14 protein-coding genes are annotated in these 13,527 nt (G+C 74.9%); 6 read left to right on the plus strand and 8 right to left on the minus strand.

Translation table 11 applies throughout. The features are described 5' to 3' along the window. Positions 1–70 precede the first annotated feature (70 nt). Entirely contained in the window at positions 71–1,045 is a 975-nt protein-coding gene (locus MUK52_RS13510) for an SAM-dependent methyltransferase (protein WP_284576457.1), read from the minus strand. 106 nt (positions 1,046–1,151) lie between these two features. On the opposite strand from MUK52_RS13510, the gene MUK52_RS13515 reads away from it, so the two are divergent. Together MUK52_RS13515 and MUK52_RS13520 are read left to right on the plus strand one after the other, a co-directional pair. Continuing rightward, entirely contained in the window at positions 1,152–2,351 is a 1,200-nt protein-coding gene (locus MUK52_RS13515; protein ID WP_114053562.1) for a sensor histidine kinase, read from the plus strand. A 23-nt stretch (positions 2,352–2,374) separates the two neighbouring features. After that, positions 2,375–3,049 (plus strand): response regulator, encoded by a 675-nt coding sequence (locus MUK52_RS13520; RefSeq protein WP_114053561.1) that lies wholly within the window; start codon positions 2,375–2,377, stop codon positions 3,047–3,049. A gap of 31 nt (positions 3,050–3,080) precedes the next feature. Here MUK52_RS13520 and MUK52_RS13525 read toward each other — a convergent pair whose 3' ends face one another. Together MUK52_RS13525 and MUK52_RS13530 are read right to left on the minus strand one after the other, a co-directional pair. Beyond that, a complete protein-coding gene (locus MUK52_RS13525) occupies positions 3,081–4,490 on the minus strand; it encodes a PH domain-containing protein (RefSeq protein WP_502963564.1) in 1,410 nt (469 codons plus the stop codon). After that, positions 4,487–4,978 carry a PH domain-containing protein gene (locus tag MUK52_RS13530; RefSeq protein ID WP_114053560.1) on the minus strand — a complete coding sequence of 164 codons (492 nt, stop codon included), beginning with the start codon at positions 4,976–4,978 and terminating at the stop codon, positions 4,487–4,489. The genes MUK52_RS13525 and MUK52_RS13530 overlap by 4 nt, the downstream gene beginning before the upstream one ends. A 31-nt stretch (positions 4,979–5,009) precedes the next feature. Between MUK52_RS13530 and MUK52_RS13535 the strand changes: the two genes are divergently transcribed. From MUK52_RS13535 to MUK52_RS13545, 3 genes are read left to right on the plus strand one after another with little or no spacing between them, the layout of a single operon-like run. Then, on the plus strand, positions 5,010–6,152 hold the full coding sequence (locus tag MUK52_RS13535) for an NADH-quinone oxidoreductase subunit D (protein WP_114053559.1): 1,143 nt from the start codon (positions 5,010–5,012) through the stop codon (positions 6,150–6,152). A gap of 30 nt (positions 6,153–6,182) precedes the next feature. Further along, positions 6,183–7,088, plus strand: a complete 906-nt coding sequence (locus tag MUK52_RS13540; protein ID WP_114053558.1) for an arylamine N-acetyltransferase family protein — start codon at positions 6,183–6,185, stop codon at positions 7,086–7,088. Positions 7,089–7,131: 43 nt separating this feature from the next. After that, the gene (locus MUK52_RS13545; protein WP_114053557.1) at positions 7,132–7,347 is read left to right on the plus strand and encodes a hypothetical protein; all 216 of its coding nucleotides are present in this window, start codon (positions 7,132–7,134) and stop codon (positions 7,345–7,347) included. Between the two features lie 65 nt (positions 7,348–7,412). On the opposite strand, the gene MUK52_RS13550 is transcribed toward MUK52_RS13545, so the two are convergent. The 4 genes from MUK52_RS13550 to MUK52_RS13565 form a co-directional block, all read right to left on the minus strand. Beyond that, the gene (locus MUK52_RS13550) at positions 7,413–8,576 is read right to left on the minus strand and encodes a hypothetical protein (protein ID WP_284576463.1); all 1,164 of its coding nucleotides are present in this window, start codon (positions 8,574–8,576) and stop codon (positions 7,413–7,415) included. Positions 8,577–8,665: 89 nt separating this feature from the next. Then, positions 8,666–9,640: an ABC transporter substrate-binding protein gene (locus MUK52_RS13555; RefSeq protein WP_114053555.1), complete on the minus strand. Its 975-nt coding sequence runs from the start codon at positions 9,638–9,640 to the stop codon at positions 8,666–8,668. A gap of 45 nt (positions 9,641–9,685) precedes the next feature. After that, the gene (locus MUK52_RS13560) at positions 9,686–10,351 is read right to left on the minus strand and encodes an ABC transporter permease (RefSeq protein WP_284576465.1); all 666 of its coding nucleotides are present in this window, start codon (positions 10,349–10,351) and stop codon (positions 9,686–9,688) included. A 2-nt stretch (positions 10,352–10,353) separates the two neighbouring features. After that, entirely contained in the window at positions 10,354–11,076 is a 723-nt protein-coding gene (locus MUK52_RS13565; protein WP_114053553.1) for an ABC transporter permease, read from the minus strand. A 163-nt stretch (positions 11,077–11,239) separates the two neighbouring features. On the opposite strand from MUK52_RS13565, the gene MUK52_RS13570 reads away from it, so the two are divergent. Beyond that, on the plus strand, positions 11,240–12,268 hold the full coding sequence (locus MUK52_RS13570; RefSeq protein ID WP_284576466.1) for an ABC transporter ATP-binding protein: 1,029 nt from the start codon (positions 11,240–11,242) through the stop codon (positions 12,266–12,268). 96 nt (positions 12,269–12,364) lie between these two features. Here MUK52_RS13570 and MUK52_RS13575 read toward each other — a convergent pair whose 3' ends face one another. Further along, positions 12,365–13,474, minus strand: coding sequence for an alpha/beta hydrolase (locus tag MUK52_RS13575; protein ID WP_114053551.1), 1,110 nt, complete (start codon positions 13,472–13,474; stop codon positions 12,365–12,367). Positions 13,475–13,527 lie beyond the last annotated feature (53 nt).

A 13,527-nucleotide genomic window follows, 5' to 3' on the forward strand; every position in this document is an offset into this window, starting at 1 on the left:
GGAACGGTCCGGCGGGGCCGGGCGGTGCACGTCACCGCCCGGCCCCGCCGCGCGTCCGCGGGAAGGCCGCTCAGGCCTGCGGCCAGGCCTCCACGCCGACCGGCTGGACCAGCCACCCGAAGTCGCCGAGGCCGCCGCGGGCGGTGAGCTCGGCCGCCTCCCCGGCCGCCGCGAGCGCCCGTACGTACGCGGCCGGGTCGGACGAGGCCAGGGCCAGCGGCGGCCGGGCCCCCGAGACGCCGAGCGCGGCCAGCGCCTCCCGCTGGGTCAGCAGCACCGCGCCCGGCCCGGCGCAGGAGTCGAGGGCGACGTGCGCGGTGACGTCGCAGCTGCCGTCCAGCACGGGCGGGACCTGGCGGCCCTCCCGGAAGCCGGCCAGCGTGCCGTGCGGGGGCCGCCCCGCACGGGTGTGCGCGTAGTCGACGGCCACCGCCAGGCCCCGGTCCAGCGTCGCGACGGCCGCCGCCCACGCCTCGTCCCGCGGCCGGCCGATCTCCGCCCGGCCCGGCCCCGGCCACCAGCGCGCGAGCCACTCCCGGTCGGCGCCGTCCACCGGCCCGCCCGGGGTCTCCGCGCCGTCCGGGCCCACCAGGACGTAGCGCCCGTCCTCGGCCACGTCCAGGGGGACGTTGTCCAGCCACTCGTTGGCGAAGAGCAGCCCCACCGCGCCCCGCGGCGGCTCGGCCGCCCAGGTGATCCGCGGGTCCAGCCCGGCCGGCCGCCCCGCCTTCTCCACCGCGTACGGGCGCACCCGCGCGGCCGTCTCCTGCGGCAGCGCCGCGAGCACCCCGGCCAGCAGCTCCCCGCGCCCGGCGCCGATGTCGACCAGGTCCAGCCGGTCCGGCCGGCCGAGCTGCCCGTCGACCCGGCACAGCAGCCGGGCCACGGCCCGCGCGTACAGCGGGGAGGCGTGGACGGAGGTCCGGAAGTGCCCGGCGGGGCCCGGTCCGCCCGGGCGCACGTAGAAGCCGCCGGGCCCGTACAGCGCCGCCTCCATCGCCGCGCGCCAGCCGACCGGGCCGCGGCGTCCGTCCTCAGTGCTCATCCTCCACAGGCTAAGCTCGGCCTCCACCTTGCGGAGTACACGTCCGGAGGACGGATCGCCCCTGTGGTTGACTCCAGCACCTATCCCGTCTTCCTACCCTGATTACGTGCAGCGCCTCTACGACTTCTTCCGCAGACACCCCACGGGGGTCGACACCTTTTGGGCTGTCCTCCTGTGCGGGATCGCGCTGCTCGAGGTCGCCGGCTCGGGCTCCGGCTCCGCCGCCAAACTCCTCGCGGTGCCCTCGGTCGCCGCCATGGGCGCGGCCGTCGCCCTGCGCCGCCGGTGGACCCGGTCGGTGTTCGCGCTCGCCGTGGGCGCCGGCGCCTACCAGCTGCTGGCCGGCGTCCCGATCCACACGGCCGACTTCGGCATGCTCGTCGTCCTCTACACGGTGGCCGCCTCGGCTGCCGTCCCGCGGTCCCTGTCCCGGGCCGCCTTCGGCACGGGGCTGGCCGCGGCCCCGCTCTACTCACTGCGCTTCCCCGTCGACAAGGGCGACAGCACGGCGAACGTCCTGTTCACGCTGTTCGCCATGGTCCCCTTCGCGCTCGCCTGGGTGCTCGGCGACTCCCTGCGCACCCGCCGCGCCTACTACGCCGAGCTCGTCGAGCGGAACCAGCGGCTGGAGAAGGAGCGCGAGGCCCAGGCGAAGGTCGCGGTGGCCGCGGAGCGCGCCCGGATCGCCCGCGAGCTGCACGACGTCGTCGCGCACAACGTCTCGGTGATGGTGGTCCAGGCGGACGGGGCGGCGTACGTCATGGACGTCGCGCCGGAGCAGGCCAAGGAGGCCCTCCAGACGATCTCCGGCACCGGGCGCCAGGCGCTCGCCGAGATGCGCCGCCTGCTGGGCGTGCTGCGCACCGGCGAGCCGCAGGAGTCCGAGGACTACGTGCCCCAGCCGGACGTGGAGCAGATCGAGGTCCTCGTCGAGCAGGTGCGCGCGGCCGGCCTCGACGTCGACTTCGAGGTGGAGGGCGCGCCGCGCAAGCTGCCCACCGGGGTCGAGCTCACCGCCTACCGGATCGTGCAGGAGGCGCTGACGAACACCCGCAAGCACGGCGGCCCGGACGCCAGAGCGAGCGTCCGCCTGGTGTACTTCGACGACGGCCTCGGGCTGCTCGTCGAGGACGACGGCCGCGGCGCGGCGCACGAGATGTACGAGGACGGCGGCGCCGACGGCGCCGGGCACGGGCTGATCGGCATGCGCGAGCGGGTCGGTATGGTCGGCGGAACCCTGGACGCGGGCCCGCGTCCCGGCGGCGGCTTCCGGATCAGCGCGCTGCTTCCGCTCAAGAAGAGTTGACGAGGACGAGGTCGAGGTAACTGATGTCCATCCGAGTGATGCTGGTCGACGACCAGGTGCTGCTGCGCACGGGCTTCCGGATGGTGCTCGCCGCCCAGCCCGACATGGAGGTCGTCGCCGAGGCGGGCGACGGCCTGGAGGCGCTGGAGGTGCTGCGCTCCACCAAGGTGGACGTGGTCCTGATGGACGTGCGCATGCCCCGGCTGGACGGGGTGGAGGCGACGCGGCGCATCTGCGCGGCCCCCGAGCACCCGAAGGTCATCATCCTGACCACCTTCGACCTGGACGAGTACGCCTTCTCCGGCCTGAAGGCCGGCGCGAGCGGCTTCATGCTGAAGGACGTGCCCCCGGCGGAGCTGCTGGCCGCGATCCGCTCGGTGCACAGCGGCGACGCCGTGGTGGCGCCGTCGACGACGCGCAGGCTCCTGGACCGGTTCGCCCCGATGCTGCCGACGGGCACGCAGGAGCCGCAGAACAAGGAGATCGAGCGGCTGACCGAGCGCGAGCGGGAGGTCATGCTGCTGGTGGCGCAGGGCCTGTCGAACGGCGAGATCGCGGCCCGGCTGGTGCTGTCGGAGGCGACCGTCAAGACGCACGTGGGCCGGATCCTGACCAAGCTGAACCTGCGCGACCGGGTGCAGGTCGTCGTCCTCGCCTACGAGTCGGGCCTGGTCCGGGCCGGCGGCGGCGCCGCGTAACCGCCCGCCCCGCGGCCGGCCCGGCCCGGTGTCAGCCGGCGGCCATCCAGCGGTCCGGGCGGGCGCCCGCCCGGGAGGTCCGCGAGCGGTCCGCCTGGGCGGCGAGCAGCGCGGCGGCCTCGTCCGCGGCCCGCAGCCGGGCGGTGACCGTGCCGTCGGCCCCGTGGTCGACGTGGACGTCGCCCACGCCGCGGGCCCGCTGCCAGGGTCCCTGCGTGAGCCGGACGCTCTGCACCTTGGCGTGCGGGACGATGTCCGTACGCCGGCACAGCCGGCCGTGGCGGGCCGCGAAGACCTCCGGCGAGACCGCCAGCGCGTACCCCTTCCACCACACCGGCACCACCCAGCGCGCCGCGCCGCGCGGCGCGGGCGCGAACTCCAGGGCCTCCGGGTCGGCGCCCGGCAGGATCCGGGCGATCAGCTCCCGGGCCGCGGCCCGGGTGGCCACCGGGACGAGCACCCCGTTCTTCGAACCGGCGACGGACAGCTCGACGCGGACCCAGCCGCGCCGCCGCCACAGCAGCGGCTCCACGATCCGCACGGACTGAACCCGCCCCGGCGGGACGGTCTCGTGGGCCCGGTCCAGCATGCCGTGGTCGAGGCGGAGCCCGTCCGGGGACTCGGCGACCCGCCAGTCGTACTCCTCCAGGAAGCGGCCGAACGTGCCCGCCCAGGCCGCCGCCAGGACGGGAAGGAGCGCGGCGAACGCCCACGGGCCGTCCGCGTACCACGACACGGCGAACGCGGCGGCCGCCGCGGCGGGCACGGCCGCCCAGGCCGACAGCGTCAGCGCGAGCGACACCGCCAGGTCCCGGGGCCGCACCCGCAGCAGCTCGCGCTGCGGTGCCTCCCCCACGCCTGCGGCCTGCTCGGGCGCGAAACCTGCGGCGCGGGCCAGCAGCTCGGCGCGCAGCGCGACGGCCGTCCGCTCGTCGAGGAAGGCCAGCTCGTCCTTGTCCTCGGTGCCGATGACGTCGAGCCGCAGCTTGGCCACGCCGGCCACCCGGGCCAGCAGCGGCCGGGTGACGTCCACGGCCTGGATGCGGTCGAGCCGGATGTGGGCGGTGCGCCGGAAGAGCAGCCCGCTGCGGATGCGCAGCTCGGTGGCGGTGACCGCGTACCGCGTGAACCACCAGCTCAGGAAGCCGTACGCGGCGAAGAACGCGACGAATGCGGCCAGCACGGCGGCCCGCACCACCGGGGAGAGGCCGCCGGCCCACTCCGCCACGCGGTCGCCCTGCTGGGCGGCGATGCCGAAGGTGGCGGCGATCGGCACCCAGGCGCGGCGCAGCGGCGTCAGCACGTGCAGCCGCTGCTCGGCGCCCGGCTCACCGGCGGGCGGGGGCGGCGCGGCGGCGGGCGCGGGGGCTTCCCCGGGCACGGGGTCGGTCGCGCCGGAGGGGTCGGAGGGGCCGCAGCGGCGGCCGGGTCCGTCGGTCACAGGCCCGCCGACCTGGCCTCGCCCAGCTCGGTGAGCCGGTCCCGCAGCCGCTCGGCCTCGGCCGGCGCCAGCCCGGGGATCTTCGCGTCCGTCGCCGCGGCCGCGGTGTGCAGCTGGAGGGAGGCCAGCCCGAAGCGGCGCTCCAGCGGCCCAGAGGCCACCTCGACGAGCTGCATCCGCCCGTAAGGGACCACGGTCTCCTCCCGCCACAGCACCCCGCGGCCGATCAGCAGGTCGTCGGCGCGCTCGGCGTACCGCCAGGACCGCCAGTTCCGCTCCAGCAGCCACCAGCCCCAGGCCAGCACCGCGAGCCAGAACACCCCGCACACCGCCCACACCGGCCCCCAGAGCAGCGCGGGCACCACGGCGCTCACGACGGCCGGCGGCACCGTCCACAGCACCAGCAGCAGCCGTCTCAGACCGAGCAGTCCCCCGGGCAGCCGCACCCACTCGGGCCGGCCCGTCCCGTCCTTCGTCCCCGTTTCCATGCGTCCACCCTATGACTGCGACAATGCCCGCATGACGGAGACCACGGTCGGCATCGGCGGCGCGGCGGAGAGCACGGACATGGTGCTCAACATCGGACCGCAGCACCCCTCCACGCACGGCGTGCTGCGGCTGCGCCTCGTCCTGGACGGCGAGCGGATCGTCAGCGCCGACCCCGTCGTCGGCTACATGCACCGCGGCGCGGAGAAGCTCTTCGAGGCCCGCGACTACCGGCAGATCGTCATGCTCGCCAACCGCCACGACTGGCTGTCGGCGTTCTCCAACGAGCTCGGCGTGGTCATGGCGGTCGAGCGGATGCTCGGCATGGAGGTCCCCGAGCGGGCCGTCTGGACGCGGACCCTGCTCGCCGAGCTGAACCGGGTCCTGAACCACCTGATGTTTCTCGGCTCCTACCCCCTGGAGCTGGGCGGCATCACACCGATCTTCCACGCGTTCCGGGAGCGCGAGGAGCTCCAGGCCGTCATGGAGGAGGTCTCCGGCGGCCGCATGCACTACATGTTCAACCGGGTGGGCGGCCTGAAGGAGGACCTCCCCGCCGGCTGGGCCGCCCGCACCCGCGCCGCCGTCGCCGACGTCCGCAGCCGCATGGACGTCTACGACAAGCTGGTGCACGGCAACGAGATCTTCCGCGGCCGCACCCGGGGCGTCGGCGTCCTGTCGGCCGAGGCGGTCCACGCGTACGGCGTCTCGGGCCCGATCGCCCGCGCCTCCGGCGTCGACTTCGACCTGCGCCGCGACGAGCCGTACCTGGCGTACGGCGAGCTCCAGGACGTCCTGGAGGTGGTCACCCGGACCGAGGGCGACTGCCTGGCCCGCTTCGAGTGCCTCCTGGACCAGACCCACAACGCGCTCGACCTTGCGGACGCCTGCCTGGACCGGCTGGCCGAGCTGCCGCCCGGCCCGATCAACCAGCGGCTGCCGAAGGTGCTGAAGGCCCCCGAGGGCGCCACCTACGCCTGGACCGAGAACCCCCTCGGCATCAACGGCTACTACCTCGTCTCCAAGGGCGAGAAGACGCCGTACCGGCTGAAGCTGCGCTCGGCCTCCTACAACAACATCCAGGCGCTGTCGGTGCTGCTGCCCGGCACCCTCGTCGCCGACATGGTGGCGATCCTCGGCTCGCTGTTCTTCGTCGTCGGCGACATCGACAAGTAGCGGGCGCCCAGGGCCCGTTAGGGTGCGGGGATGACCTCAGGCATATGCACCGGCCCCGCCGGCGACGGCGGCGGCACGCCCGCGGAGGACATCGGCGGGTACCTGCGGCGGCTCGGCTTCGCCCGGCCGCCCCGCCCCACCGCCGAGACCCTCTTCGCCCTGCAGCGCGCCCACCTGGAGCGCGTCCCGTACGAGAACATCGACATCCAGCTGGGCCGGCCGCCCGGCATCGACCCGGCGCTGTCCGCGCGCCGCTTCGCCGCCGGGCACGGCGGCTACTGCTTCCACCTGAACGGCGCCTTCGCGCTGCTGCTGGAGGAGCTGGGCTTCGACGTGACGCGCCACGTCGCGGGCGTGCTCGGGGCCGCGGACCGCGAGCGGCGCGACGTCAGCGGCGACCACCTGGCGCTGACCGTCCGCGTGGACGGCGGGGAGTTCCTCGTCGACGCCGGGCTGGGCGACGGGCCCCACGAGCCGCTGCCGCTGCGGACCGGAACCCACCGGCAGGGGGCGTTCGCGTACGGGCTGGAGCCGCTCGGCGGAGACGCGCCCGGCTGGCGGTACACGAACGAGGCCGCTCCGTGCCCGGTGGTGAACTTCCTGTCGGCGCCGGCCGCGACGGCCGACTTCGAGGCCGTCCACGCGCGGCTGTCCACCGCGGAGGACTCCGGCTTCGTACGGACCTTCGCGATGCTGCGGCGCGACGCGGACGGCGTCGACGCCCTGCGCGGGCGGGTCCTGCACCGCACCGACCCGGTCAAGGGGGACACCGAGCGGGTGCTGGGGACGCCGGGCGAGTTCTGGTCGGTGGTCGGCGGGCTGTTCGGCCGCGACCTCGGCGGGCTGACCGAGGAGGACCGGGCGGCGCTGTGGGAGCGGGTCGAGCGGGCACACGAGGCGTGGCTCGCCTCCCGGGCGGAGTCCGACGGGCCTTAGCCGGCCCGGGCGGAGTGTCGGTGCCGCAGGGCAGACTGGGGGCATGTCCCACTCACCCCGACGCGCCTGCCCCTCCTGCGGGCGCGACTGCGCCGTGACCGCCGGCCGGATCGCCCGGCACGACCCGCCGGCCGGGCGGGACCGGGGCGCCCTGGTGTCCTGCCCCGGCTCCCGGGCCCGGGTGGTGCTCGGCGCGTCCGCGCCGACGCTGGACGGCTTCGTCCTGCCGGAACTGCCCGGCCAGCTGCCGCTGTTCTGAGCAGGGGCGGCACGCGGGGCCGGGCAGCCTGGCGGATACGGGCGGCCGGGGGCGGGAGGCGCGGATCAGGAGATGGCGCTGCGCAGGCGGACGACGTCGATCGGCTCGGTCTCGTCGTGCTCGGTCAGGTCGATGACCTGGCCGGCCTCGTCCTGGCCGGCCTCGTCCTGGCCTGCCTCGTCCTGGCCTGCCTCGTCCTGCCCCGGCGCGTCCTGACCGGCCCCGCGTGCTCCGGCCTGGGCCGGCTCGCCGCGCTCGGCGGCGGCCGGACGGGCCTGCGGCACCGCGGCCGCCCGGTCGGTCTCCGCCTTGTGGGCTTCGAGGGCCTCGGCGCCGACCACGTCCGCGAGGTCCTCGTCCTGGACCGACTCGATCGCCGCGCGCGCCCGGTCGGCGCTCTTCGTACCGAAGAAGTCGAAGCCGCCCATCGTGCGGGGCGCCGGACGGCGCGCGGCCTGGTACGGGGCGACGGGTGCGGCGGGGCGGCGCGCAGGCAGGGCGGCGCCCTCCCCGGCCGCCGCAGGCGGCGCCGGCGCGGCGGGCTCGGCGGGCGCCACCGGCTCGGCGGGGGACGCGGGGGCGGGGGCGGCATCCTGCGGGGCGGCGGGCCCGGCCTCGATGGCCGCCGGACCGGCGGCGCGCTGCTCGGCCTTGCGGGCGAGGGCGGCGAGCGCGGCGTGGGCCCGCGCGTACCCGACGGAGGTGGGGGCCCCGCTCGACGTGCGCTCCTCGGTGACCGCCGGGAGCTCCCTGGGGGCGTCGGCCGGGGCCGCGGTGGCCTCGATGGCCAGGAGGCGGCGGCCCTCCAGTGCGCTGGCCCGCTCGGTCTCGGCGGTGGCGTAGCGGCGCAGCAGCGCCGCGTGCTCGCCGCGCAGGCCCGCGAGTTCGACCCGCTTGGCCCGCAGCTTGCCGTCGAGCCTGCCGCGCAGGACGCGGGCCTCTTCGAGGGCGGCCTCCAGCTCGGCTATCCGCTCCTCGGTGCGCCACTCGTCCTTGACGCGCTCGCGCGCCAGCTCGGCGACGCGCCGGCCCGCGGCGCGGTCCCAGCTGCGCATGAGGACGGCTCCTGCGATGCCCGCGGCCGCCGCGAGGGCCGCGAGCAGCCGCAGCACCAGGAGCTGGTCGACCAGCCAGGCCGCGGCCGCGCCGGCGAGGGACACACCGGCGACGGCCGTCGGGGTGAGCAGCCGGTGCAGGGGTTCGGGATTGCGGTGGCGTCCACGGGGCATGGCCAGAAATTTACAGGGCGTGGGGGGCATGTGGGGGTGTCGGCGGGCAATCTGTTCCCCGCCCGTTGCCTGCCGTGCCCGCGCGGCCGTCAGCCGGCCAGGCCTTTGGCCTTCAGGTAGGCCTTCGCGACGTCCGCGGGCTTCTCCCGCAGGGCGTCCACCCTGCGGTTGAGGTCGGCGAGGTCGGCAGTGGTGAGCGTCCGGGTCAGGCCGTCGAGGGCCGCCGCGACCTCGGGCGCGCCCGCGTCCCTCGCGTTGACCACCGGCAGGACGTTGTCGGCGTTCTGGAGCTTCCGGTCGTCCTCCAGCAGGACGAGGCCGTAGCTGTCGAGCGTCGCGTCCGTGGTGGTGGTGAGCACCAGCTGGGCCGCGCCGTCCTTGACGGCCTGCTTGGCCTGCGGGGTGCCGACGCCCTTCGGGTCGATGCCGGAGACCGTGATCCCGTACGCCGTCTTCAGCCCGGGCGCGCAGAAGGGCCGTACGGAGCACTCGTCGCCGGCGGCGATCCGCACCGGCAGGCCGGACTTGCCGAGGTCGGAGAGGGTCTTCAGGTTGTTCTTCGCGGCGTACTCCTTCGACACGGCGAAGGCGTTCTGGTCGACCGCCCCGCCCGCCGGGAGGACCTTCAGGCCGAGGGGGCCGGCCAGCTTCTCCAGGGCGGCGACGGTCGCCGCGGCGTCGCTGGACGCGACGGGCTTCTCCTGCGGCGCGTTCGGCCCGTTGACCTTGGCGTTGAGGAACTCGGCGAGGGTGGCGGCGTACTCGGGTACGACGTCGATCTCGCCCTTCTCCAGCGAAGGCTCGTACAGCTCGCGGTTGTTGACCGTGGTGACCGAGGTGGTGTAGCCGGCGTGGCGGAGCACCTGCGCGTACAGCTCGGCGAGCACGTTCGACTCGGTGAACCCGGCCGCACCGACGACGAGGGTGCCCTTCCCGCCGCCCGCCCCGCCGGAGGCCGCGGCGTCCTTGCTCTTCTCCAGGCTGTCGCCGCCGCAGGCGGTGAGCGAGGCGGCCAGGGCGAGCGCCCCGAGGGCGGCTCCGAGGGTGCGGACGGGCTTGCTCATGGGTGCTCCTCCAGGGGGCGGTGGATACGGGCGGGGGCGGCCGCGTCAGCGCGCCGCCGGGCGCGGGAACAGCCGGTCGACGGCGAGGAGGGCGCCCTCGACGAGCAGTGCGAGGCCCGCCACGAGGAGGGCGCCCGCCACGACCTGGGCGGTGTTGTAGGTGTTGAACCCGGCCGTGATGATCCGGCCGAGGCCGCCCTGGCCGACCATCGCGGCGATCGTGGCCGTAGCGACGACCTGCACGGCGGCCGACCGCACTCCTGTCATCACCAGCGGCCGCGCCAGAGGGAATTCGACCCGCAGGAGCAGCTGGCCCGCGGACATGCCCATGCCGCGGGCGGCCTCGACCACCGACCGGTCCACCCCGCGCACGCCGACGTAGGCGTTGGTCAGCGGCGGCGGGACGGCGAAGAGGACGAGCGCGGCGACGGTCGGCACGTGGCCCGCGCTGCGCAGCGGCGAGACCATGAACAGCGCGAGCACTGCGAACACCGGCACGGCGCGCCCGATGTTGGAGAGGTTCACGGCCAGGGCCCCGCCGCGGCCGGTGTGGCCGAGCCACAGGCCGACGGGGAGGGCAAGGGCGCAGGCGAGCGCCAGCGCCGTGCCGCTGACCAGGGCGTGTTCGGCGAGCCGGTGCCACACCCCGTTCTCGCCCGACCAGTTGGCGCCGTCGGCCAGCCAGTCGAGGACTCCGCCCGGTACGCCCACGTTCAGACCTCCCCGTTCCGCGGTCCCCGCCGCCGCCCGCCGTCGGCGCCGTCGGCGACGGCCGCGCGCGCCCACGGCGTCAGCAGCCGCTGCACGCCGAGCAGGAGCAGGTCCGCGGCGACGGCGAGCAGGACGCACAGCAGGGAGGCGGTGAGCACCTGGGCCTTGAAGTTGCTGCTGACGGCCGGGGCGATGAGGTTGCCGAGGCCGCCCTTGCCGACGATGGAGCCGATGGTGGTCAGGGCGACGGTGGAGACGGTCGCGATCCGCACCCCGGCGAGCAGCGCGGGCATCGCGAGCGGGAGTTCGACCTGCCACAGCAGCCGGCCCGGCCCGTACCCCATGCCGCGGGCGGCCTCCCGCACCTCCTCGGGGACGGCCTCCAGCCCGGCGAGGGTGTTGCGGACCAGGATCGTCAGCGAGTACAGCACGAGGCCGGTGACGACGAGGGCGGCCGACAGCCCGAACAGCGGCAGCAGCAGCGAGAACATGGCCAGCGACGGGATCGTGTAGAGCAGGGTGGTGAGGCCGAGCACGGGCGCGGCCCAGCGCCGGCCCCGGCGGGCCAGCAGGGCGAGCGGCACGGCCACGGCGAGGCCGGTGAGGACGGAGGCCGCGGTGATCCACACGTGCTGGACGGCGGCGTCGGTGAGCTCCTCGGAGCGGGAGGCGACGTACTCCCAGCACAGCCAGTCGTTCGCCACCAGGCAGCCCTGCCCGGCCATTGCCCACCCCCTCACCTGCCGACTCCCGTACGCCCGTCCGGATCGGGCGTACTCCGCGACCCTATCCCCCGCTTCCCCGGATGGCCGGAACCATTCGCACAAGGGCAGCACTTCCGTCACATCCCGTCACGCGTCCGCGCCGCGGGTGCGCAAGGATGGCAGGGTGATCAGATTCGAGCACGTGACCAAGCGCTACGCCGATGGGACGACGGCCGTCGACGACCTCTCCTTCGAGGTGGCCGAGGGAGAACTGGTCACCCTGGTGGGCCCGTCGGGCTGCGGCAAGACGACCACCATGAAGATGGTGAACCGGCTGGTCGAGCCGACCTCCGGCCGGATCCTGCTCGGCGGCGAGGACATCGCGGCCGCCGACCCGGTGCAGCTGCGCCGCCGCATCGGCTACGTCATCCAGCAGGTCGGGCTCTTCCCGCACAAGACGGTGCTGGAGAACACGGCGACCGTCCCGCAGCTCGTCGGCACCCCGAAGGCCGCCGCCCGCGCCCGGGCCGCCGAACTCCTCGAACTCGTCGGCCTGGACCCGTCCGTGTACGGGGGCCGCTACCCCGCACAGCTGTCGGGCGGGCAGCGCCAGCGCGTCGGGGTGGCCCGCGCGCTCGCCGCGGACCCGCCGGTGCTGCTGATGGACGAGCCGTTCGGCGCGGTGGACCCGGTGGTCCGCGAGCGCCTGCAGAACGAGTTCCTGGCCCTGCAGAAGACGGTGCGCAAGACGATCCTGCTGGTCACGCACGACCTGGACGAGGCGGTCCGGCTCGGCGACCGCATCGCCGTGTACGGGGCGGGCACCATCGAGCAGTTCGACCGCCCGGCCGCCGTGCTGGGCGCGCCCGCCAACGCGTACGTGGCCTCCTTCGTCGGCGCGGACCGCAGCCTGAAGCGGCTCGCCGTCACGCCCGTCCGGGCGGCGGACCTGGAGCCGGCGGCCGGGGGGCCGGCCCCGGCGGCCACCGTGCCGCTGGGGTCCTCGCTGCGTGAGGCGCTGGCCGCGCTGCTCCGGCAGGACGCGGGGCGGATCGGCGTGGCGGACCCGGAGTCGGGGCGGCTCGCGGGCGTCCTGACCCCGCAGGGCGTGCACCGGGCGCTGCGGCGTGCGGAGGCCGCGGAGACTGCGGAGTCCGGGCAGGCCGGGGAAGCCGGCGGGGCCGCGGACGCCGGGGCCGGCGGCGGCTCCTGACGCGGCGACGGGCCCCGGAGACACGGAAGACCGGCCGCGGGGGCCGGTCTCGTCCGGGGTGTGAAGGCGCCGCCCCGGTGCTCGCCGGGGCGGCGGTCAGGCCTGGATGCGGTTGCTCATCCACACCAGCATGGGCGGGATCTCGCGGCGCCAGGTGTTGAAGTTGTGGCCGCCGCTGTCGAGGATGATCGAGGAGACCCGGTCCGGTCCCTTCACCAGCTTGATGAACTTGCGGGTGTCCTCCAGGTTGGGCTCGCCCTGCTCGCTGCTGGTGACGAGGAACGAGGTGCCCGACGGCTGCCTGCGCTCCATGCTGTGCAGGATGTCGGCGCGCTTCCTCAGGTTCTCGTCGCCCTGGAACAGGTTGCCCGTGGTGGCGTCGTTCGGGGCCTCGTAGTACGCGGACAGGCCGGCCGCGGCGCCGAACGTCTGCGGGTAGTGGGCGGCGATCTTCAGGGCGCAGTAGCCGCCCGTGGAGTTGCCGATGAAGCCCATGTTCTCGGGCTTCTTGCCGACCCGGAAGGTGTTCTGGATCGCCTGGGGCAGGTCCTGCGCGAAGAAGGTCTCCGTCTGCGGGCCGCCGGGTATGTCGACGCACTCGGTGTCCCGCGGCGGCGCGACGGTCGGGCGCAGCATGACCAGGATCATCGGCTTCATCTTGCCCGCCTTGGCCTGCTTGAAGGCCGTCATCGGGTAGTTCAGCCCTTTGATCAGGTTCTCCGCGGTGCCCGGGTAGCCCGTCAGCACGACGGACGCCGGGAAGTTGGCGTCCTTGTGCTGCGGCTGGAAGTACTCCGGCGGCAGCCACACGTAGCCGGGGCTCGTGATCTTCGACTTCTCCCCGGTTATGGACACCTTGAGGATCTGGCCGCCCACCTGGGGCTGGGCGCCGCCCGGGACGTCGAGCTTCTGCTTGTCGACGACCTTGATGTCCTTGCTGCTCAGGGAGTGGTCGACGACCTTGCCGACGGAGGTCTCCCTGCCGAGCAGGTCCGCCCAGGAGCCGTAGAAGGAGAACGACTGGTTCGCCGCGAGGCCCACCGCCGCGAAGATCGCCAGCTGGGTGGCCAGCAGGAGGCCGATCCGGCCGAGCATCGCACGCCATGTGCGGCCCGAGAGCCGGGGCCAGAGGTAGACGGTGGCCGCGAAGAGCAGCACACCGGCGGCGACGGCCAGCGCCAGAACCGTGTTACTGGTGAGACCCATGAGCAGTCAGTCGACTTTCTGATGGCAGGACTGGATTTTCTCGACGAAAGAGT

It is taken from the genome of Streptomyces sp. 2P-4 (assembly GCF_030167965.1).
GTDB classification, from domain to species: domain Bacteria; phylum Actinomycetota; class Actinomycetes; order Streptomycetales; family Streptomycetaceae; genus Streptomyces; species Streptomyces globosus_A.

Bases quoted from the DNA above. Each gene is read 5' to 3' on its own strand.
- MUK52_RS13510 (WP_284576457.1), bottom strand. From the start codon at position 1,045: ATGAGCACTGAGGACGGACGCCGCGGCCCGGTCGGCTGGCGCGCGGCG.
- MUK52_RS13520 (WP_114053561.1), top strand. From the start codon at position 2,375: ATGTCCATCCGAGTGATGCTGGTCGACGACCAGGTGCTGCTGCGCACG.
- MUK52_RS13530 (WP_114053560.1), bottom strand. From the start codon at position 4,978: ATGGAAACGGGGACGAAGGACGGGACGGGCCGGCCCGAGTGGGTGCGG.
- MUK52_RS13535 (WP_114053559.1), top strand. From the start codon at position 5,010: ATGACGGAGACCACGGTCGGCATCGGCGGCGCGGCGGAGAGCACGGAC.
- MUK52_RS13540 (WP_114053558.1), top strand. From the start codon at position 6,183: ATGACCTCAGGCATATGCACCGGCCCCGCCGGCGACGGCGGCGGCACG.
- MUK52_RS13545 (WP_114053557.1), top strand. From the start codon at position 7,132: ATGTCCCACTCACCCCGACGCGCCTGCCCCTCCTGCGGGCGCGACTGC.
- MUK52_RS13550 (WP_284576463.1), bottom strand. From the start codon at position 8,576: ATGCCCCGTGGACGCCACCGCAATCCCGAACCCCTGCACCGGCTGCTC.
- MUK52_RS13555 (WP_114053555.1), bottom strand. From the start codon at position 9,640: ATGAGCAAGCCCGTCCGCACCCTCGGAGCCGCCCTCGGGGCGCTCGCC.
- MUK52_RS13565 (WP_114053553.1), bottom strand. From the start codon at position 11,076: ATGGCCGGGCAGGGCTGCCTGGTGGCGAACGACTGGCTGTGCTGGGAG.
- MUK52_RS13575 (WP_114053551.1), bottom strand. From the start codon at position 13,474: ATGGGTCTCACCAGTAACACGGTTCTGGCGCTGGCCGTCGCCGCCGGT.